The sequence below is a fragment of the Burkholderia ambifaria AMMD genome (assembly GCF_000203915.1).
GTDB lineage: Bacteria > Pseudomonadota > Gammaproteobacteria > Burkholderiales > Burkholderiaceae > Burkholderia > Burkholderia ambifaria.
This window is the reverse complement of record NC_008390.1, coordinates 443,881-464,829: the sequence shown is the minus strand read 5'-3', so window position 1 is coordinate 464,829 and position 20,949 is coordinate 443,881. Positions and strand designations below refer to the sequence as shown.

Below are 20,949 nucleotides of genomic sequence, written 5' to 3'. Positions count from 1 at the left end.
CCTTTTGCCCGGGAGCGCCGCTCCACACCATGAAGACGAGCATGCAACGCAAGCTCGACCAGCTGTCTACCCGGCTGGCCGAACTGAACGACCTGTTGAGCCGCGAAAACGTCACGGCCGACCTCGACCAGTACCGCAGGCTCACGCGCGAACACGCGGAACTCGGCCCGGTCGTCGAGCAGTACGCGCTGTGGCGCCAGTCGCGCAACGACGAGACGGCTGCACAGGAACTGCTCGCCGATGCATCGATGCGCGATTTCGCCGAAGACGAAATCCGCAGCGCACGTGAGCGCATGGTCCGTCTCGAAGCCGAATTGCAGAAGATGCTGCTGCCGAAGGACCCCAACGACGATCGCAACATCTTCCTCGAAATCCGCGCGGGCGCCGGCGGCGACGAATCGGCGCTGTTCGCAGGCGATCTGCTGCGCATGTACCTGCGCTTCGCGGAGCGCCAGCGCTGGCAGGTCGAGATGATGTCGGAAAGCGCGTCGGATCTCGGCGGCTACAAGGAAGTAATCGTGCGAATCGCCGGCCAGGGCGCGTACTCGCGCCTGAAGTTCGAGTCGGGCGGCCATCGCGTGCAACGCGTGCCGGCCACCGAAACGCAGGGGCGCATCCACACGTCCGCCTGCACGGTCGCGGTGATGCCGGAAGCCGACGAGATCGGCGAGGTCGAGATCAATCCGGCCGACCTGCGGATCGACACGTTCCGCGCGTCGGGCGCGGGTGGCCAGCACATCAACAAGACCGATTCGGCGGTGCGCGTCACGCACATCCCGACCGGGATCGTCGTCGAGTGCCAGGACGACCGTTCGCAGCACAAGAACAAGGATCGCGCACTGAAGGTGCTCGCCGCGCGCATCAAGGACAAGCAGTATCACGAGCAGCACGCGAAGGAAGCAGCGACGCGCAAGAGCCTGATCGGCTCGGGCGACCGCTCGGAACGGATCCGCACGTACAACTTCCCGCAAGGCCGGATGACGGACCACCGGATCAACCTGACGCTGTACCGGCTCGAGGCGCTGATGGACGGCGATCTCGACGAACTGATCGGCGCGCTCGTCACCGAGCACCAGGCTGAACTGCTCGCGTCGCTCGGCGACACCGACTGAGGCCGCGATGCCCGACACCACCGCCGACGATCTGCTGCGCGCGTCGCCGCTCGACGCGGTCGATGCGCGCGTGCTGCTCGCGCACGCGCTCGGCTGGACCCGCACGCAGCTGATCACGCGCGGCGACGCCCCGCTCGAGCCCGCGTCGATCGAGCGCTACCGCGCGCTCGAAGCGCGCCGCGTGGCCGGCGAGCCGGTCGCGCAGCTCGTCGGGATGCGCGAATTCTTCGGCCGGCCGTTCGATGTGACGCCCGACGTGCTGATTCCGCGCCCGGAAACCGAACTGCTCGTCGAAGCCGCGCTCGACGCGATCGACGGTCGGCCGCATCCGGCCGTGCTCGATCTCGGCACCGGCAGCGGCGCGATCGCCGTGTCGATCGCCGCGGAACGGCCCGACGCACGCGTATGGGCGCTCGACCGGTCGCCGGCCGCGCTCGACGTCGCCCGGCGCAACGCGGACAAGCTGCTCGACGCGCGCCGCCCCGGCGGCCCGCTGCACTGGCTGCAGAGCGACTGGTATGCGGCGCTCGATCCGGCGCTCGCGTTCGACACGATCGTCAGCAACCCACCGTACATCGCGCAGCACGATCCGCACCTCGCGCAGGGCGACCTGCGTTTCGAGCCGCGCGGCGCGCTCACCGACGACGCCGACGGCCTGAGCGCGATCCGCACGATCGTCGCAGGCGCCGGCGCTTTCCTGAAACCGGGCGGCACGCTCTGGATCGAGCATGGCTACGACCAGGCCGAAGCCGTGCGCGCGCTACTCGTGTCGCGCGGCTTCGTCGCGGTCGAATCGCTCGCCGATCTGGCCGCGATCGAACGCACGACCGGCGGCCGCCGGCCCGGCTGATGGCCGGCCCGCCCGGTTGAAATCCGCTATCATTTCGATCTAACGCCCCGCAAACGCAAGGTCAGTCATGGACACCCAACAACGTATCAAGCAAATCGTCGACGAAAACCAGGTCGTGCTCTTCATGAAGGGCAACGCGCAATTCCCGATGTGCGGCTTCTCGGGCCGCGCCGTGCAGGTGCTGAAAGCCTGCGGCGTCGACCAGTTCAAGACGGTCAACGTGCTGGAAGACGACGAAATCCGCCAGGGCATCAAGGAATTCTCGAACTGGCCGACCATCCCGCAGCTGTACGTGAAGGGTGAATTCGTCGGCGGCTCGGACATCATGATGGAGATGTACCAGTCGGGCGAACTGCAGCAATTGTTCGCCGCCGCGTAACGTCCCCTTCCCGATGGCATCTCCCAGCGCGCCGCCACGCCGGCTGATCGTTGCGATCACCGGCGCCACCGGCGCGGTCTACGGCGTGCGGCTGCTCGAATTGCTGCGCGCCGCCGGCGGCGTCGAAACGCATCTGCTCGTTTCGAACGCCGGCTGGCTCAATATCCAGCATGAACTGAAGCTGACAAAGGCCGAGGTCGAAAGCCGTGCGGATGTCGTGCATTCGGTGCGCGATGTCGGCGCGACGATCGCGTCGGGCTCGTTCGCGACCGACGGAATGGTGATCGCACCCTGCTCGATGAAGACGCTTGCGAGCGTCGCGCACGGGCTGTCGGACAATCTGATCACGCGCGCGGCCGACGTCACGCTGAAGGAACGCCGCCGTCTCGTGCTGATGGTGCGCGAAACGCCGTTCAACCTCGCGCATCTGCGCAACATGACCGCCGTGACCGAAATGGGCGGCATCGTGTTCCCGCCGCTGCCCGCGTTCTACGCGATGCCGAAGACGATCGAGGAACTCGTCGACCAGACCGTCACGCGCGTCCTCGACCTGTTCGCGCTCAGTGCACCGATGACGACGCCGTGGGCCGGCATCCGGCCCGCGCAGTAAGCGGCTCGACTTGGCGCTTGTGCGCCGTTCCTCATGCATCTTCGCCGATTCAGCCGGCTTCCCGGCTCGATCCAGCCACTCCAAGCTCCCGCCTACCCTTGCGCACGCGGAAGCACCCGCATTAACAACCAGCACGATTCAATTAAATTCCTCGCGGCTAATTTATCAATACGTGGTGCGCGCCTATAGTCAGAGGCAAACCCTTTTGCAGGCTCCCCACCATGAACCGCTTGCCTTCGCTTTACCTGTCCCACGGCGCGCCGACGCTGCCGATCGACCCGACGCTGCCGTCCGGCGCGTTCACGCACCTCGGTGCCGAATTGCCGCGCCCGCGCGCGGTGCTGATGCTGTCCGCCCACTGGGGCACGCAGCAGCCGGTCGCGAGCGTGGCCGCGCATCCTGAAACGATCCACGACTTCCATGGCTTCCCGCGTGCGCTGTACGAGATCCGCTATCCGGCCCCGGGCGCGCCCGAGGTCGCCGAGCGGGCGGCCGCGCTGCTAAATGCGGCCGGCATCGCGACCGCGACGACCGAGCACGGCCTCGATCACGGCGCGTGGGTGCCGATGCTGCTGATGTTCCCGGAAGCCGACGTGCCGGTCGCGCAATTGTCGATTCAGCCGCGCGCGGACGCCGCCCATCACTTCGCGCTCGGTCGCGCGCTGCGGCCGCTGCGCGACGAAGGCGTGATGGTGATCGGCTCGGGTCAGATCACGCACAACCTGCGCGCCGCGGATTTCGGCGCGGCGCCCGAGGATGCGGACCCGCGCGTCGCGGAGTTCACCGACTGGTTCGAGGCGAAGCTCGCCGCGCGCGATGTCGACGCGCTGCTCGACTATCGCCGCCAGGCGCCGCACGCGGCGCTGATGCATCCGACCGACGAGCACCTGCTGCCGGTGTTCACCGCGCTGGGTGCGGCCGACGACGATTACCGGCTCGGCATCCAGTCGCTCGGCACGTATCAACGCGTGCTCGCGATGACGAACTACGTGTTCTCGAGCGCGGCCGCCTGAGTCCAACGGAACCGGCACAACCGGCGCGCCCCAAACAAAAAGCCCGCCCGAGCATCGCTCGGACGGGCTTTTATGCGCTTTCCGCCACCGCCGATTCCGGTGGCAGGTCAGGCCTCAGACACCGACCCCTTCGAGGATCTCGTCGTGCGCTTCGCGCTCGTCGAGATATTGCGTCCGGTAGCCCGTGTTCACGCCCCAGAAGTAGAACACCAGCGAGATCGCCGCGACGATCACCATGTCCCAGCCGTACGGCATCAGACCATGGCCGCCGAACTCCTTGCTGCCGATCAGCGACAGCACGGCCATCGTCGGCAGGTACGCGACCAGCCACCATGCGGCCTTCAGGTCGGCGCCCCAGCCGCTCCAGCCGGACTTGGCCTGGAAGAAGAAGTACACCGGCAGCGCGACGATCATCAGCAGGATGATTTCGCCGGTCAGCGGCCACTTCGCCCAGTACAGGATCAACGACGCGCAGACGAACGCGAACGGCGCGATCAGCTTCATCAGCGGAATCGACAGCGGACGCTCGATGTCGGTCGCCGCGCGGCGCAACGCCATCAGGCTGATCGGGCCGGTCAGGTACGAAATCACCGTCGCCACCGAGATCACCGCCGCGAGCGAGCTCCAGCCGCGGAAGAAGAACAGGAAGACGAACGACACGAGCAGGTTGAACCACATCGCCTGGCGCGGCACGCCGTAGATGGGGTGCACGTTGCCGAACATCTTCGGCATCGTGTTGTTGCGCTCCATCGCGTAGATCATCCGGGTGGTCGTCGCCATGTAGGTCGTGCCGGTACCGCTCGGGCTGACGAACGCGTCGACATACAGCAGGATCGCGAGCCAGTTCAGGTTCAGCGCGATCGCGAGTTCCGCGAACGGCGACGAGAAGTTGAAGTGCTCCCAGCCCTTCGCGACGTCGACCGGATTCACCGAGCCGATGTAGGCCATCTGCAGCAGCACATAGATCACGAGTGCGAGCAGGATCGACGTGATCACCGCGAACGGCACGCTGCGCGACGGATCGCGCGCTTCGCCGGCCAGGTTCACCGGGCTCTGGAAGCCGTTGAACGCGAACACGATGCCGCTCGTCGAGACCGCGGTCAGCACGGCCGACCAGCCGTACGGCGCGAAGCTCGCGTTCGATGCGGTGCCGAGGTTCTCCGAGTGGAAGCTCGCGAGCATCAGGCCGAGGATCGTGAGGCCGGGGATCAGGAACTTGAAGATAGTGATCGCGGTGTTTGCCCGCGCGAAGGCCTTGACGCCCCAGTAGTTCAGCATGAAATAGATGACCACCAGCACGGCCGACAGCAGCAGGCCTGGTGTCGTCAACTCGCCGTTCACGAACAACGCGTGCGCCCATGGATACGGCCACGTGCTCATGTACTGGATCGACGCTTCCGCCTCGATCGGAATCACCGAGACGATCGCGATCCAGTTCGCCCATGCGCTGATGAAGCCCACCAGCGAACCGTGCGAGTAGCGCGCATAGCGCACCATGCCGCCGGACTCGGGGAACATCGCGCCCAGTTCGGCGTACGTGAGGGCAATCGCGAGAATCACGACCGCGCCGATGATCCATGCGCAGATCGCCGCCGGACCGGCGATCTTCGCGGCCTTCCAGGCGCCGAACAGCCAGCCCGAGCCGATAATCGAACCCAGGCCCGTCAGCATCAGTGCAAACGGGCCGATGTTCCGTTGAATAGAACTCTTCACATCCTCTCCTGTGTCTCAAAAAGCGTGGTCGGCCAGCTGTCCGGGATCGGCTCGGACAGCACCGCGCGCGTCATTTTGGGGGAAGGGATTACCCGATCAGGGCAACCCCTCCAGCGGCGCGTAGTTTAACGGTTGCACCTGCAAGATGGCGCCAAAATCGATCGTCCCCTACAAAAAATTCGCGTCGTTTGCAAGGTTTGTAAACCTGAACTCCGCAATAACCCTGAGTGTATGGAAATCCGGTTGACCGCGTGAGCGATTAGCCGTATAAACAACGTTGCAGGATTTCAAGCGGCGAGTGAATTGGTTCTTTCGTAGTTCGCCCATCAACGGTACTCCGGTTGGTCCTATTACCCCCTTCCTTGATTTTCCGCACCCCATGGGCCTCGGCCCCGTTTTATCTTTTTAGGAATAAGTAACATGGCAACCGGTACCGTCAAGTGGTTCAATGACGCAAAGGGCTTCGGCTTCATTACCCCGGAAGGCGGCGGCGACGATCTGTTCGCGCACTTCTCGGAAATCCGCGTCGAAGGCTTCAAGACGCTGCAAGAAAACCAGAAGGTTGAATTCGAAGTGAAGACGGGCCCGAAGGGTCTGCAAGCTGCGAACATCCGTCCGGTCTAAGTTCGGCGCGATTAATTCGTGTAAAAAAGCCCCGCTTCGGCGGGGCTTTTTGTTTTATGGCGCGGCAGCGATTCGGCTGCCGCACGTTCGGCTTATCTTCGTTCAGCCGAACAGCCGCTGCGCGTGAATGCCGAGCCCCGTCGCGACGCTGGCGAGGCGATCGCCGAACACCGGCTGCGCGTCCGGAAATGCGCCGGCGAGCGCACCCGACAGAAACGCGAGCCCGGTCGAGCCGCCGGTGAAATACAGCGCGCCGAGGTCGCGCGGCGCAACGCCCGCGAGCCGCACCGTTTCGCGCGCGGCGTCGACGATGCGCGCGGTGTCGTCGACGCTCGCCTTGACGAGGCGTTCGGCGTCGAACGCGATCTGCAGATCCTCTTCCACGTCGTTCAGGTCGATCATCGTCTCCCCGCCCGCCGCCACGCCGATCTTCGCCTCTTCCGCGCGTGCCATCAGCGCATGCCCGAGCCGCTGCTCGACCACGCGGGTGAGCCGGTCGTACTGCCGCCCATCCTGGTACAGGTGCTTCATCAGCTTCAGCTCGCCCAGCCGCTTCGGCGTGTAGACCGTGTTGATCAGGTGCCAGGTCGCCAGGTCGAAGTAGATCCGGTTCGGCAGCTCGCGCCCCTCGGGATCGAGCGCGCGATAGCCGAACGCCGGCAGGATCGCCGCCAGTTCGACGCGGCGGTCGTAGTCGGTGCCGGCGACGTGCACGCCGTGGTGCGCGAGCACGTCGTCCTTGCGCTCGAGGCGCGCCATCCGCTGCGGCCCGACCCGCACGAGCGAGAAGTCCGACGTACCGCCGCCGATGTCGGCAACCAGCACGAGCCGTTCGGCCTGCTGGCGCGACTCGTAGTCGAACGCGGCCGCGATCGGTTCGTACTGGAAATGCACGTCGGTGAAACCGACCGACCGCGCGGCCGCTTCGAGCTGGTCCTGCGCGAGGCGGTCGGCGCGCGGATCCTCGTCGACGAAGAACACCGGCCGGCCGAGCACCGCACGGCCGATCGGCGCGCCCGCGCGTGCCTCGGCCTTGCGCTTCAGGTGCGTCAGGAAGCGCGCGATGATCTCCGTGTACGCCATCGCGCTGCCGTCGCCGAGATCGGTCGTGGTTTCCGCGAGCGGCGAGCCGAGGATGCTCTTCATCGAGCGCATCAGCCGGCCGTCGAAACCGTCGATATACGACGCGAGCGCGGCCCGGCCGTATTCGACCGTCTGCTCGTCGTTGTTGAAGAAGATCGCGGTGGGCAGCGTCAGGTGGTCGCCCTCGACGGGCGCGAGGCGCATTCCATCGCCGTCGGGCAGCGCCACGGCGGAATTGGACGTGCCGAAATCGATCGCGCAGTAAGTCATCGGAAGGTGCCGCAGCATGGCCGGCGCGGAAAACGGAAAGGACGGGCTTTTTAACATGAAGCCCGCCGGATCACAACCGGGGCCGGCCAGCGGTACGGTGCAACCGGCCCGGAGGGGCGGGGATGGGGCGCGCCGGCAGGCGCGTCAGGGGCGACAGGTGCGGTCGGAGGCCAAACGCACCCCGCCGCCTGCCCCGGGAATCAGGCTACCGCTTCGAAACCCTTCTTCCATGCGCCCGCATAGACGACCTCGCCGAGCGCGTGACGCGTGCGGGGCGCCTTTTCGCGGTCGCGCAGCACCGGATCGAGCTTGTCGACGTTGCCGTAGTGGCCGAGCGAGATGAGCGCCGGAATGGCGACGTCGGCCGGAATCTCGAACGCGTCGCGGAACGCCTTCGCGTCGAAGCCGCTCATCTGGTGCGCGGCAAGGCCCAGCGCGTGCGCCTGCAGCACCAGCGACATCGCCGCGGCGCCCGCGTCATACAGTGCGGTCGACGCCGGCTCGCCCTTCGGCGTGAGCGTGTGCGAAGTCACGGCGATCAGCACCGGCGCCGGCGCGTTCCAGGCCTGGTTGAACGGCACCAGTGTCGCGAATGCGCGCTTGAACGCTGCTTCGTCCTGCGTGCGATCGAAGACGATGAAGCGCCACGGCTGCGCGTTGTATGCGGACGGCGCCCAGCGCGCGGCTTCGAGCACCGCGTGCAGATCGGCGGCGCTGATCGGCTCGTCCGAATACGCGCGCGGGCTCCAGCGGCCCGCGATCAGTTCGTGAATCGAAACAGTGGTGGGAGCAGGTTTGACAGACATGCGGTTCCTCGCTGACATCGATGAAGGGGCGCGAACGCGCGCCGAACCGCAAGCATAACCGCTTGAGCCATCACGCGCCCGATCGTCCCGCGCAATGCAAATCAGCGATCCTGCATTGACCGGCCGCCCAACTTCCGTTCGGCCAGAGGAACTCCCGTCTGCCGTCCCGCCTCGGAACGACGGCTCGGCTTCCTCGACGCGGCCGCCCCGGCCGCGCAGCCGCGCACGGGCCGGCCGAAGCGCCGCTCAGGCGGCCTGCGCGGCGGCGCGGGACGGGCCGCGATTGATTCGCAGCACGATCAGCGCGCCGACGATGCAGAGCCCGCCCGAGATCATCGACGCGATCGTATAGGTGCCGAGGCTCGCACGCAGCAACCCTGCGCCGAGCGCCGCGAATGCCGCGCCGAGCTGGTGGCCGGCGACGATCCAGCCGAACACGACCGGCGCCGCGGCCTTGCCGAACACATCGGTGGCGAGCCGCACGGTCGGCGGCACGGTCGCGATCCAGTCGAGCCCGTAGAACATCGCGAACAGCGGCAGCCCGAAGAAATCGATGCCGAACGCATGCGGCAGGTAGATCAGCGACAGCCCGCGCAGCCCGTAATACCAGAACAGCAGCACGCGGTTGTCGTAGCGGTCGGACAGCCAGCCCGACAGCGTCGTGCCGAACAAGTCGAACACGCCCATCGCGGCGAGCAGCGACGCGCCCTGCACTTCGGTCATCCCGTAGTCGCTGCACATCGCGATCAGGTGCGTGCCGACATAGCCGTTGGTGCTCGCGCCGCAGATGAAGAAGCTGAAGAACAGCAGCCAGAAGTCGCGCGAGCGGCTCGCCATCAGCAGCGTGCGGAACGCGACCGCGAGCGGGTTCTCCTTCGTCGCGTCGGGCGCGGCCGGCGCATCGGCCGGCTCGCCGTACGGGCGCAACTGCACGTCCGCCGGCCGCTCGGGCAGCAGGAACGCGACCAGCGGAATCACGATCGCGGCCGCGACCGCAACGACGAGTACGACCGGCCGCCAGCCGTGGCGCTGCGCGATCGCCGCGAGCATCGGCAGGAACACGAGCTGGCCGGTTGCCGTGCTCGCGGTCAGGATGCCCATCACGAGCCCGCGCCTCGCATGGAACCAGCGCGTGACGAAGGTCGCGGACAGCGTCAACGCGACGACGCCCGTCGAGCAGCCGACCATCAGCCCCCAGATCACGACCATCTGCCAGCTCTGCGTCATCATCGACGACAGCGCGACGCCCGCGCCCATCGTCACCAGCGCAGTCAGGATCGTCGGCCGAAGCCCGAAACGCTGCATCGCCGCGGCCGCGAACGGGCCCGTCAGGCCGTACAGCGCGATGTTCACCGAAATCGCCAGCGAAATCGCCGCGCGGCTCCAGCCGAGTTCGCGCTCGAGCGGCACCATCAGCACGCTCGGCGTCGCGCGCGTGCCGGCCGCCGCCAGCAGGATCAGGAAAACCACCGCCGCCGCGAGCCATCCGTAGTGGAAGCGCCCGCCGATTCGTGTCACCGCCCAATTCATGTTGTCGCTCTCCAGTTGCCGGCCCGGCGCCCGCGCGCCCGCCCCGCCTCACCACCAGGCCACCTCCGCCGCACGCTGCGTCGGCTGACCTGGGCCGACACTGGCATTTGTCTGTTGATCCGCTCGGCATTGTTACCGCTCGGTCACAAGTGTGTTGCGATCGTAGTTACCAGTCGGTAACATGTCAAGCAATTCCATCACGCAGTCGAGGGTCATCATGTCGGGCATCGAGGCCGTCAACAAGCCGCCGGCACGCCGCACGCGCCGGCCGATCGCCGCGGCCGCGGCGCACGAACATCTGCTGCGCGCCGCCGAGGAGCTGTTTTACAAGGAAGGGGTGCGCGCGGTCGGTGTCGAGGCGGTCGTGGAACTCGCGGGCGTCAACAAGATGAGCTTGTACCGCCAGTTCTCGTCGAAGGACGAGCTGATCCTCGCGTATCTGGAGCGAATGGATGCGTGCTTCTTCGAGCGTTTCGATTCGAGCATCGCGAAGCATCCGGGCCAGCCGAAGGCGCAGTTGATCCAGTATTTCGTCGATCTCGCGGAGCGCGCGACGCAGAAGGACTATCGCGGCTGCCCGTTCGTCAACGTCGCGGCCGAATTCCCCGATGCTTCGCACCCGGCCCGCGAGCGCGTCGCGCAGAACAAGGAACAGCTGATGAAGCGGCTCGTCGCGTTGTGCGACAGCGCCGGCGCACGGCAGCCGCAAGCGCTCGCCGATGCGCTCGCGCTGGTGGTCGAAGGCATCTACGCGGCCAGCCAGACGTATCGGCACGGCGAAACGCCGATCGGCACCGCGCCCGCGCTGGTCACGCAGCTGATCGAAGCCGGCTGCGCGTGACGGGCGGCGCACGCCCGAACCCCGCCGGTCCGCTCCAGCTACAATGCGGCCCTCGCTGCCGCTTCGCCCGATTGCCTTCGCCATGACCGACACCCGCCCCGACTCGCACGACGACATCCTCGCCGCCACGCGGCACTGGCTCGCGCGCGCGGTGATCGGACTCAATCTGTGCCCGTTCGCGAAAAGCGTCTATGTGAAGGAACAGGTGCGCTATGCAATCAGCGAAGCGACGACGCTCGAGGACGCACTCGCCGACCTCGAAACCGAGCTGCGCGCGCTCGAGGCGGCGGATCCCCAGCAGGTCGACACGACGCTCGTGATCTATCCGCGCGCGTTCGCGGATTTCGTCGACTACAACGATGCGCTGTTCTTCGCCGAGCGGCTCGTGCAGCAATTGCGGCTCGACGGCGTGCTGCAGATCGCGAGCTTCCATCCCGAGTACCGGTTCGAAGGCAGCGAAGCCGACGACATCGAGAACTACACGAACCGCGCGCCGTATCCGATCCTGCACCTGCTGCGCGAGGACAGCATCGCGCGCGCGGTCGACGCGTTTCCGGACGCGTCCGCGATCTACGAGAAAAACCAGGAAACGCTGCGCCGCCTCGGTCACGACGGCTGGCGTGAATGGATGCGCCGGCCGGGCGGCGACGTCTGACGCGTCGCGCGACGGCCGGCCATCGCGCGGCCAACGGGCCGCGCGCGTCAGTCGACCGCAGTCGGCCTCAGTCGGCGGCCGGCTCGACGGCCTCGCCTTCCGCCGCCGCGGGCGCCGGCACGAAGAAGCGCTCGTTCAGTTCGGCGAGCCCGAACATGCCGAGGATCTCGTTCAGCCGTTCGCCGGGCTTGCGGCGCGGCAGGTTCTTGTACTGCGCGATGATCAGCTCGTTCTTCATCGAATGCTCCCAGCCGACCAGCTCGGTCACGCTGACCTGGTAGCCGTGCGCCTCGAGCTGCAGACAGCGCAGCACGTTGGTGATCTGGCTGCCGAATTCGCGCGTATGCAGCGGATGCCGCCACACTTCCGTCAGCGCATTCGCAAGCGACTTGCCCTTGTTCCTGCGCAGCACGCCCGCGACCTCCGCCTGGCAGCACGGCACCAGCACGATGTGCTGCGCGCGCTTCGCGAGCGCGAACCGGATCGCGTCGTCGGTCGCCGTGTCGCATGCATGCAGTGCGGTCACGACATCGACCGTTTCGGGCAGCTTCGGCGACGTGATCGAGTCGGCGACCGACAGGTTCAGGAACGACATCCCGCCGAATCCGAGTCGCGCGGCGAGCTCGGTGGAACGCGTGACGAGCTCTTCGCGCGTCTCGATGCCGTACACGTGCGACGCGAACGCCGGCGTGCCGTGCCCCGGCTGCTGCTTGAAGAACAGGTCGTACAGGATGAAGCCGAGATACGACTTGCCGGCGCCGTGATCGACGAGCGTGACGGCGCCCTTGTCGGCCTGCACGCTCGCGAGCAACGGTTCGATGAACTGGAACAGGTGATAGACCTGCTTCAGCTTGCGGCGGCTGTCCTGGTTCAGCTTGCCGTCGCGGGTCAGGATGTGCAGTTCCTTCAACAGCTCGACGGACTGCTCCGGACGGATTTCGTAGGTCTTGTTCGACATCGTGAAGCGGCGCCGGGCCATGGTCGGGTGACCACGGCCCGGCGGCGTGAATTCGTGAGGAATGGCGACAGTTTACCGAAAATGCGCGATCAGGCCCGCGCGCCGAGCCGCCAGAGCGACGTGAGCTCGGCGCGGCGTGCCGCGTGCAGCGGATCGTCCGCGTCGGTCGACTTCGGATGCGCGGGGCGGATGTCTTCGCGGCCGAGCACCACGAGACCGGCTTCATCGATCCATTGCAGCAACGTTTCACGCGGCCGCAGGCCGAGATGCTCGGCGAAATCGGACAGGATCAGCCAGCCTTCGCCGCGCGGTTCGAGATGGTCGGCGAGCCCGGCGAGGAAACCGCGCAGCATGCGGCTGTCGGGATCGTAGACCGCATATTCGATCGGCGCGCTCGGGCGGGCCGGCACCCACGGCGGGTTGCACACGACGAGCGGCGCGCGGCCGGCCGGAAACAGGTCGGCTTCGACGATGTCGACGCGATCGGCGTGGCCGAGCCGCGCGATGTTCTCGCGTGCACACGCAAGCGCGCGCGGATCCTGGTCGGTCGCGACGATACGCTCGACGCCGCGCGATGCGAGCACGGCCGCGAGCACGCCGGTGCCGGTGCCGATGTCGAACGCGAGCGACGTCGCCGGCAGCGGCGCGCGCGCGACGAGTTCGACGTATTCGCCGCGCACCGGCGAAAACACGCCGTAATGCGGATGGATCGGCGCGCCGCCGAGCGCCGGAATCGGCACGCCCTTCTTGCGCCATTCGTGCGCGCCGACGAGACCGAGCAGTTCGCGCAGCGACACGACCGACGGCGCGCCGCCCGGCCCGTACGCTTCCTCGCACGCGGCGCGCACGTCGGGCGCGCGGCGCAGCGGGATCCTGTAGTCGGCATCGAGCGGGATCAGCAGCATCCCGAGCGTGCGGGCGCGCTGCGATTGCGCGAGCCGATGCAGGTTGAATGCGTCGGCGCCGGCCGCGGCCTTCGCCTTCTTCGGCTTGCGTTCGACGCGGCGGGCCATCGCCTGCACGAGCTGGCGCGCATTCTGGAAGTCGCCCTGCCAGACGAGCGCGGTGCCCTCGCATGCGAGGCGGTACGCGGCATCGGCGGTGAGGCGGTCATCGGCCGGCACGGCGCGCTTCGGCGGCTGCACGCCGGCTTCGGAGCGCCAGCGCACGGCATGTTCGGCGCCGTCGGCGTCGGTCCAGTGGAAAACGGGGAAATCGGTCACGCGAGCTCGGCTACGGTTGGCTTCAGACAGGCGGCGAGAATTCACCGCGCGGACGACACCATACCGCGCTTTGTCCGGCCTCGCAAAAACGGGGGCCGCGGCGCCCGCCCGAAGGCGTTTGCCGCGGCACGATCGTCTATCAGGCGAGATCGAAAGTCTCTGCGACAGGCGCGTCGCGCTTGACGGCAGCAATACCGTTGTCGCGGCCTTGCGTGCTCTTGTACGTTTCACTCGTACCGATAACCTGGCGGTTTGCGGCCTTCAGGTTGAACATGTACTCGCCGTTGTGCGCGACCTTCCGCTCATAACGTTCGTCCAGCGGCGCATTCTCGCGGACGGAAGCGATGCCGGTTTGCGCGCCGCGCTTCTCCTCGTACCGCTCGCTCGCGAGGATGATCTCGCCATTCGCCGACTTCAAATGGAAGAAGTACTGACCGTTCGTCGCCTTTTTGATCTCGAACTTTGCAGCCATGTGGTTACTCTCCTAAAAGAACGTCCGACCCTCGGACATTGACCAGTGTAGGAGCCGCAACCACCACAATCCAACTTCCGCCAAGCAGACTGTTGAAGACTGTTAATTCGTCAACTTTTCGTGACATTTGGCCGACGTTGCCAGCACATCTACCCGCCCCATCCCGGCGTCGCCGGCATGCGCAACGTGCCCGCGTCGCGGAAATGCACGCTGCCGAGCACACCGCCCGCGAGCCGCCCGCGCAACGCGTACGGCAGCTCGCCGCTGGCCGCCGCGCCGGGCAGGTTCCACGCCTGCCGCGCGGCGGCGAACGCCGAGACCGAAACGGGCACGTCGATCACCGCCTCGCCGAAACGCGGCACGACGCCCGAGCGATCGCTGACGCCGCTCGCGAACGGCGTGCCGTTCAGGTCGAGCGCGACCGAAATGCCGTCGTATTCGATCGGCGTGTCATTCGGGTTCTGCACGCGCAGCTTCAGGCTGAAGCGCATCTCGAGGCCCTGCCCGACCAGCGGGTCGAGCCCGGCGACGGACACGCTCACGGGCTCGCGCGTGAAGCCCGCGCAACCGCCGAGCACGAAGGCGGCGGCGAACAGCAGCAGCACGGCGCGCAGCGGCGCGATAAGGAACAGGGCTCGTGGCATCGGCTGGCCTCCTTGCGGCAATCGATCGACAGGTTGTCGATGCATTGTACCGAGCGCGCCCCGCCACCCCGGAATTCGTAGTTTTCGCGTAGCGCCGAGATCGTTAATAGATTAAAACTACGGAAAGCGGGAGCTAAACGGAAAGTGAATTAATGCCTGCCTGCATTCAATGGCACACGAAAAACTCAATCGAGCCACTTTCTAATTTTTTCGTTTCCTTAACCCAAAACCATCAAGTATATTTACGCATCCTTCGAGCAGGCCGACAAACCTTGATGCCGCATGACGGCGATTTTACGGAACGGCGACACGCCGTCCTTCCGTCCGGCGGCCTGGTACGGCCAGCCCCGTGGGTCGTCGGTTCAAAGGGAATGCACGCCCGTGCAGGGCGGGCGGCCGCGTGTCGTGCGCGCGAAATCAATTCAGTACAACACGCGCACGGCCATTTTGAACCGGCAAGTTAACCGACATCCGGAAACACAGAGGGGGCAGTAAACGATGATTACCTTCACGTAGTCGACTGACCGTCTTTTCGAATAATCCGTCATTGGCATTTCTCATCGCCGCTGATTAACGGCGAGGGATTGTCTTTGCCGGCGTTTTCGCAGCACTGAACGATTCTTTCAACAATCGAGGTTTCAGTCATGTCGATCAACATTCACAAGATGCGTTATCTACCGCTGGTCGCCGCACTCGCACTCGCCGGTTGCGGCGGCGACGACGGCGGCGTGGGCTCGGCTTCCGCACTCAGCTCGGCCGGCGCGCCGCACTCGGGCTCGGCGCCCGCCGCCAACACGCCGCCGAGCGCGTCCAATGTCGACAAGAGCGTGTCGCCTGTCGAGCTGCCGGACACCGTGGTACCGGTCAACTACCGGCTGTGGTTCCGCCCGAACGACGCGCTGGACGCGTTCGACGGGCGCGCCGACGTCGAAATCAAGGTGCTGAAGCCGGTCAACAACATCGTGATCGCCGGCCACCGGATCAAGTTCACGAACGGCCGCATCACGCTGCAGCCGGGCAACATCCAGCTGATCGCGACGCCGCAGGACAAGGGCGACTTCTACCAGCTGCGCCCCGTGGCCGGCACGATCGCGCCGGGCAACTATTCGCTGCACATGGAGTGGTCGGGCATCATCAACTTCAAGTCGTACGACGATCCGGCCACGCAGACGGGCGGCAGTTGCGGCGACGATCCGTATCCGGGCTGCTCGGCCGCGGAAGGCGTGTTCCGCGTCGACCTGAAGGGCACCGACGGCAAGACGAGCGGCGCGATCCTCACGCAGGGCGAAACCAACCTGTCGCGCCAGTGGTTCCCGGGCTGGGACGAGCCGGCGTTCCGTCCGACCTATGAAGTGACGGCCGAAGTGCCGCAAAGCTGGCGCGTCGTGTCGAACGCGGCCGAGAAGCCGGCGACCAACGTCGGCGGCGGCTACAAGCTCGTGCAGTTCGAGAAGACCCCGCCGATGCCGTCGTACCTGCTGTTCTTCGGCGGCGGCATGTTCGACACCTACGAGGACGATTTCTCGAGCCCGCTGCCGGGCGGCAAGGGCGGCCTGCACCTGCGCGTGTTCACGCCGCCGGGCATGAGCGACTGGGCGAAGCCCGCGATGGACCGCACCAAGCAGGCGCTCGACTACTACTACCGCTACACGGGCATCCCGCTGCCGCTGACGAAGTTCGATACGGTCGCCGCGAACGACGCGTTCAAGGAGCAGAAGGACCTGAACTTCGGCGGGATGGAGAACTGGGGATCGATCCTCGAGTTCGCCGACGACATCCTGCCGCAGCCGGGCCAGCCGATGTCGCGTTACGGTAACGAGGTGCTCACGCACGAAGTCGCGCACCAGTGGTTCGGCGACCTCGTCACGACCGACTGGTGGGACAACGTCTGGCTCAACGAGTCGTTCGCGACGTTCTTCGAGACGAAGACCACGATCCAGTTCTTCCCCGACGAGTTCAGCTGGCTCGACCAGGTGAAGAACAAGTACCGCGTGATCAATCGCGACATCGGCCCGAACGCGTTCCCGGTCGCGCCGAACTTCAACGACTGGGCGTCGAACGACTTCGTGCTGAGCGCGAGCGCGTTCACGTACGACAAGGGCGGCCACGTGCTGAAGACGCTCGAGAACTATCTCGGCGAGCAGACGTTGCGCCAGGGCCTGCAGCAGTATCTGGTCGACTACTCGTTCGGCAACGGCACGCCGAAGCGCCTGTGGGATGCGCTGTCGAAGGCGAGCGGCCAGTCGGTCGGCCCGATCGGCGACAGCTACGTGCGCCAGACGGGCGTGCCCCTGATCTCGCTCGACACGCAGTGCGACATGACGAAGAACCAGACGATCGTCACGCTGAAACAGCAGCCGTTCCCGAACAAGAACGCGTATCCGGGCCTGCAATGGACGGTGCCGATCACGCTCGCGTACGGCCAGGGTCTCGCGAAACACACGACGCTCGCGCTGAAGGATACGCAGGCGCAGACGCGGATCGACGGCTGCACGGGCGTGGTCGCCGATCCGAGCGGCCTCGACTACTACGTCGTGAACTACAGCGACGCCGCGTGGAGCGGCCTGCTCACGCAGGTCAACGGCTCGACCGATCCGGTGCTGCTCGCGAACCTGAAGAGCGAGGCCGCGCTGCTCGTCGCGAACAACCTCGCGCCGGCTTCGCGTTCGACGTCGATCGGCTCGGTCGCTTCGCCGGCCGCGATGAAGCTGCGCCAGACGCCGAGCTTCGGCGGCATCGCGCCGACGGCGAAGGAACGTCCGTCGCTGCGCTATCAGGGCATGTTCAAGCCGCGCAAGACGCTGGTTCAGTAACGTTGTCCGGCCGGCCGGTGCCGCGCGGTTCGCGGCGCCGGCCGGCGTTCAAGTCCTCACGTCCTTCGGCAGGCCCCGCATGCGGGGCCTGTTTTTTTGTCGGTATCGTTCGCGCCGCACCGGCAAGGACTAGCTAGCGATCGTCGCGCCGACGAAACGCCCACCACGCGGCGAGCGCGGTAAAGCCCGCGACGAGCAGCACCATCAGCCAGAAGCCGTGCTTGTTCTCGGAGAACGGCACGCCGCCGACGTTCATCCCGAAGAAGCCCGCGACGATGTTGATCGGCAGCGCGATCACGGTCACGAGCGTCAGCGTGAACAGCGTCCGGTTGTTCTGCTCGTCGAGGCGTGAGCCGATCTCTTCCTGCAACAGCTTGATCCGCTCGTTGAGCCCGGACAGATCGGCGAGCACGAGCGAGAACTCCTCGGTCGACTCGCGCAGCTCCTGCACGTCTTCGGGATGCAGCCACGCGGGCGGTTTCGCGAGCAGCCGGAAGATCGAGCCGGGCTCGGGCGCCAGCATGCGCTGCAGGCGCGTCAACGTGCGGCGCATCGCGCCGAGTTCGACGCGATTCGACGTGAGCCGCTGCGACAGGAAGCGATCCTCGATGCGATCGACGTCGACGCTCGTGCGCCGCATGATCTGGATCAGCAGGTCGGCCTGGTCGTGCAGCAGGTGCACGAGCAGCTCGACCGGCGACCGGAACCGCTCGCCGTCGCGCACGCCTGCGCGCAGCGTGTCGACCGAGCGCAGCGGCTTGAGCCGCGCGGTGACCATGATGCGCCGTTCGACGTGCACGAACAGCGTCGCGATTTCCGACGGCGTCAGTTCGAGATTGAACATCACGTCGTTGACGATCGCACGCAGTGCGCCGTCCTCCTGCTCGATGCGCGTCGAACGCGACCCTTCGTGCAGGAATTCGAAGAAGCTGTCGGGCAATCCGAGGTGGGTGCGCATCCAGCGCTCGCTCGCGCCGTGCGCCAGATTGAAATGCAGCCAGACGAAATCGTCCGAGGCGCTCGCATCGCGCGCGCGGCACGTGCGCAGCCATGCCGCGGCCGCTTCGGCGTCGAGCATCACGCCCGCTCCGCCCGGGACGAAGCGGAATCCGCACACCATGCCGGACGTATCGGCACCGTAAGTCTGTACGATCAGGTCCATCGTGTCGAAGGTCGTGCGGCGCGCGCCGCGCCGCGCATCGCGCCTCGCGGCGCCACGCCGGGAAATGAAACGAAACGTATGCCCGACGGATGTGACGTTCTCGTGACACTGTCACATACGCACCGTCCCGGCCTCGTCAGCCTATCCCAAAAAGCAATGCGCCGCCCATTGGGCGGCGCATGTGCGATAAGCGAGCCGGCGCGAAGCCGAAGATTACTGCCGCGGCTCCGACTGCGCGGCGGTCGGGCAGGCCGGATCCTTGCCCCAGTGGCCGTCGCAGACGCGCCAGCGGCACAGCTGATCCTCGAAGAAACCGCGCTCCGAGCAATCCTTCACGCGCGATGCGAGCGAACCGCCCGTCGTGGCGGCCGTCTTGGTCGGCACGGCCTGCCCCTTCTGTGCGGCGGCCTTCTTGTCGGCCGGCTTCGTGCGGGCGACGAGCGCGGCGAGCAGATCCGCATCCGGATCGTCCTTGCCGGACGCCTTCGCGCTCGCGGTACGGGTCGTCGCTTCGCGACGCTTCTTCGCCTGCGCGAGCTCCGCCTGCTGTTCCTTGTGATGCTTGCGGGCATCCGCCTTCGTGTCGGCCTTCGCATCGGCCTTGCCGTGTGCGGCGACCTTGTCGCCCTTCGCGGTGTCGGCCTTCGCCGTTTTCGTCGCCGCTGCGGCGGCGGCCGTGGCAGCGCCTGCTGTGGCGGCGCCTGCCGTGGCTGCGCCCGATGCATCGTCGGCACCGCTCGCGAGCGCGCGCGACAAGCGGCTGCTGTCGGCGCCCGACGCAGGGGATGCGGACGCAACGGTCTGGGACGCGGCATCGTCATTGACAATCGTCGCGGGTTGCGCGGCGGGCGCGGCCGACGCTGCATTCTGCGCGACCTGCGGGGCGCCGCCGCTGGCCGTCTCGACCTTCGCCGGTGCCGGCACGGGCGCGGCGGCGACGACGGCCTGCTCGCCCGATTGCTGCTGCCAGCGCCACGCGCCCCAGCCGCCGACGGCGACCACGAGCGCGACGACGGCCGCGATCGGCCCCTTCAGCGAACGGCGCGGGGCCTCGGCTGGCGGCGTGACACGTCCTTCCAGATTCGCGAGAATGCGCGATTGCTGCGGCCCGCCCCCGCCTGCCGGTTTGGTATCGGACAGCAGGCTGGGCGGGGTTTTCGAATTTGAATTTTCCGGCGCACTCATTCAGCGTCTCATTGAATCCTGGTTTAATTCACCGCGATAATATAGCCCGGCCTCTCAAGGCAGCCTGATTCTAAGAGCAAGCATTGCAAAACACAATCAATTCCAATTTCCGGGGATTTCCTTGATTGCCGTCGCACTCGTCGCCTATTTCGCCCTTGCCGTCGCGGTCGCGGCCCTGTTGCTTTTACCGGGTATCCGGGCGACCGTTTTCGAATCGGTCGCCCAGTTTCACGGCCGCATGACGCGCCGCGCGAACGATCGCGCCGCACGCACGCGCAGTCAAATTGTTAAATCGGCAACCGCGACGCGCGGCGCATTAAGTGGCGTGCAAAATTTACTGGTTCGGCGGCGCTTGATGATTATGGTGTCGGCAGGTATTCTTGCGACGCCGCCATTGGTGGCCATTGCGTTACGCGGTCGGCAATTATTTCAGTACGACGACACGGCGCGCGTGCCAGACGAGAAGATCGCCGCGCTGCTGCAGGGCGAACAACTCGTGCCGCCGCCGCCGTTGCCGCCGGAAGTCTTTGCCACGAAGGAAGTCGAACAGGTGCGGCCGGCGCTGAAGGATGCGAGCCGCGACTGGAACCTGCTGGATCCCGATTTCCGTACGCGTTTGCTGCTGGTCTACAAGATCATGCACGAACAATATGGTTACGAGATGGCGCTGCTGGAAGGTTATCGGAGTCCGGAACGGCAGAACCGGCTCGCGCAGATGGGCACCAACGTGACCAATGCGGCGGCCTTCCAGAGTTACCACCAGTTCGGGCTCGCGACGGACAACGCGTTCCTGCGCGACGGCAAGCTGGTCATTTCCGAGAAAGATCCGTGGGCGATGCGCGGCTACCAGTTGTACGGCCAGGTTGCCGAGCAGGTCGGACTGACCTGGGGCGGCCGATGGAAGATGATGGATCTCGGGCACGTGGAATACCATAAACCCGGTTTTAAACTGGGACGCGGCAGCTAGTCACGGCTGCCGGACAAGAAATAATGAGGGCGGCATGGG

At 66.3% G+C, this 20,949-nt stretch carries 20 protein-coding genes; 10 read left to right on the top strand and 10 right to left on the bottom strand.

Going from position 1 to position 20,949, the window contains the following annotated elements:
- Positions 1-29: 29 nt before the first annotated feature.
- The 5 genes from prfA to BAMB_RS02080 all read left to right on the top strand — a co-directional run bounded on the left by prfA (position 30) and on the right by BAMB_RS02080 (position 3,964).
- Entirely contained in the window at positions 30-1,112 is a 1,083-nt protein-coding gene (prfA, locus tag BAMB_RS02100; protein ID WP_006755622.1) for a peptide chain release factor 1, read from the top strand.
- A gap of 7 nt (positions 1,113-1,119) precedes the next feature.
- Positions 1,120-1,962 carry a peptide chain release factor N(5)-glutamine methyltransferase gene (gene prmC / locus BAMB_RS02095; protein ID WP_011655850.1) on the top strand — a complete coding sequence of 281 codons (843 nt, stop codon included), beginning with the start codon at positions 1,120-1,122 and terminating at the stop codon, positions 1,960-1,962.
- Between the two features lie 67 nt (positions 1,963-2,029).
- On the top strand, positions 2,030-2,341 hold the full coding sequence (gene grxD, locus BAMB_RS02090; protein ID WP_006753626.1) for a Grx4 family monothiol glutaredoxin: 312 nt from the start codon (positions 2,030-2,032) through the stop codon (positions 2,339-2,341).
- 13 nt (positions 2,342-2,354) lie between these two features.
- Entirely contained in the window at positions 2,355-2,951 is a 597-nt protein-coding gene (locus BAMB_RS02085) for a UbiX family flavin prenyltransferase (protein WP_011655849.1), read from the top strand.
- A 221-nt stretch (positions 2,952-3,172) separates the two neighbouring features.
- Complete coding sequence (locus tag BAMB_RS02080; RefSeq protein WP_011655848.1) at positions 3,173-3,964, top strand: DODA-type extradiol aromatic ring-opening family dioxygenase; 792 nt, start codon at positions 3,173-3,175, stop codon at positions 3,962-3,964.
- A 114-nt stretch (positions 3,965-4,078) separates the two neighbouring features.
- Here BAMB_RS02080 and BAMB_RS02075 read toward each other — a convergent pair whose 3' ends face one another.
- On the bottom strand, positions 4,079-5,677 hold the full coding sequence (locus BAMB_RS02075) for an APC family permease (RefSeq protein ID WP_011655847.1): 1,599 nt from the start codon (positions 5,675-5,677) through the stop codon (positions 4,079-4,081).
- A gap of 420 nt (positions 5,678-6,097) precedes the next feature.
- Between BAMB_RS02075 and BAMB_RS02070 the strand changes: the two genes are divergently transcribed.
- Positions 6,098-6,301 (top strand): cold-shock protein, encoded by a 204-nt coding sequence (locus tag BAMB_RS02070; RefSeq protein WP_006477070.1) that lies wholly within the window; start codon positions 6,098-6,100, stop codon positions 6,299-6,301.
- Positions 6,302-6,403: 102 nt separating this feature from the next.
- Here the strand turns inward: BAMB_RS02070 and BAMB_RS02065 are convergent, their stop codons facing one another.
- The 3 genes from BAMB_RS02065 to BAMB_RS02055 all read right to left on the bottom strand — a co-directional run bounded on the left by BAMB_RS02065 (position 6,404) and on the right by BAMB_RS02055 (position 9,990).
- The gene (locus tag BAMB_RS02065) at positions 6,404-7,654 is read right to left on the bottom strand and encodes an Hsp70 family protein (protein WP_041491314.1); all 1,251 of its coding nucleotides are present in this window, start codon (positions 7,652-7,654) and stop codon (positions 6,404-6,406) included.
- A gap of 200 nt (positions 7,655-7,854) precedes the next feature.
- On the bottom strand, positions 7,855-8,460 hold the full coding sequence (locus tag BAMB_RS02060; protein WP_011655845.1) for a nitroreductase family protein: 606 nt from the start codon (positions 8,458-8,460) through the stop codon (positions 7,855-7,857).
- Positions 8,461-8,706: 246 nt separating this feature from the next.
- Complete coding sequence (locus BAMB_RS02055) at positions 8,707-9,990, bottom strand: MFS transporter (protein WP_011655844.1); 1,284 nt, start codon at positions 9,988-9,990, stop codon at positions 8,707-8,709.
- Positions 9,991-10,207: 217 nt separating this feature from the next.
- On the opposite strand from BAMB_RS02055, the gene BAMB_RS02050 reads away from it, so the two are divergent.
- Both BAMB_RS02050 and BAMB_RS02045 read left to right on the top strand, forming a co-directional pair.
- Positions 10,208-10,831 (top strand): TetR/AcrR family transcriptional regulator, encoded by a 624-nt coding sequence (locus BAMB_RS02050; protein WP_011655843.1) that lies wholly within the window; start codon positions 10,208-10,210, stop codon positions 10,829-10,831.
- A gap of 82 nt (positions 10,832-10,913) precedes the next feature.
- Complete coding sequence (locus tag BAMB_RS02045; RefSeq protein WP_041491078.1) at positions 10,914-11,486, top strand: DUF1415 domain-containing protein; 573 nt, start codon at positions 10,914-10,916, stop codon at positions 11,484-11,486.
- Positions 11,487-11,553: 67 nt separating this feature from the next.
- Here BAMB_RS02045 and BAMB_RS02040 read toward each other — a convergent pair whose 3' ends face one another.
- From BAMB_RS02040 to BAMB_RS02025, 4 genes are all read right to left on the bottom strand, one after another.
- A complete protein-coding gene (locus BAMB_RS02040) occupies positions 11,554-12,444 on the bottom strand; it encodes a class I SAM-dependent methyltransferase (RefSeq protein ID WP_041491313.1) in 891 nt (296 codons plus the stop codon).
- Positions 12,445-12,533: 89 nt separating this feature from the next.
- The gene (locus BAMB_RS02035; protein WP_011655840.1) at positions 12,534-13,667 is read right to left on the bottom strand and encodes a methyltransferase; all 1,134 of its coding nucleotides are present in this window, start codon (positions 13,665-13,667) and stop codon (positions 12,534-12,536) included.
- Between the two features lie 139 nt (positions 13,668-13,806).
- A complete protein-coding gene (locus tag BAMB_RS02030; RefSeq protein WP_011655839.1) occupies positions 13,807-14,139 on the bottom strand; it encodes a YegP family protein in 333 nt (110 codons plus the stop codon).
- A 149-nt stretch (positions 14,140-14,288) separates the two neighbouring features.
- Entirely contained in the window at positions 14,289-14,783 is a 495-nt protein-coding gene (locus tag BAMB_RS02025; protein WP_011655838.1) for an LEA/WHy family protein, read from the bottom strand.
- 644 nt (positions 14,784-15,427) lie between these two features.
- Between BAMB_RS02025 and BAMB_RS02020 the strand changes: the two genes are divergently transcribed.
- Positions 15,428-17,596, top strand: coding sequence for a M1 family metallopeptidase (locus BAMB_RS02020; protein ID WP_011655836.1), 2,169 nt, complete (start codon positions 15,428-15,430; stop codon positions 17,594-17,596).
- Between the two features lie 133 nt (positions 17,597-17,729).
- On the opposite strand, the gene BAMB_RS02015 is transcribed toward BAMB_RS02020, so the two are convergent.
- Positions 17,730-18,758 (bottom strand): transporter, encoded by a 1,029-nt coding sequence (locus BAMB_RS02015; protein ID WP_011655835.1) that lies wholly within the window; start codon positions 18,756-18,758, stop codon positions 17,730-17,732.
- Between the two features lie 213 nt (positions 18,759-18,971).
- Positions 18,972-19,943: a hypothetical protein gene (locus BAMB_RS02010; RefSeq protein WP_011655834.1), complete on the bottom strand. Its 972-nt coding sequence runs from the start codon at positions 19,941-19,943 to the stop codon at positions 18,972-18,974.
- Positions 19,944-20,064: 121 nt separating this feature from the next.
- Between BAMB_RS02010 and BAMB_RS02005 the strand changes: the two genes are divergently transcribed.
- A complete protein-coding gene (locus tag BAMB_RS02005) occupies positions 20,065-20,910 on the top strand; it encodes a M15 family metallopeptidase (RefSeq protein WP_041491077.1) in 846 nt (281 codons plus the stop codon).
- Positions 20,911-20,949: the final 39 nt, after the last annotated feature.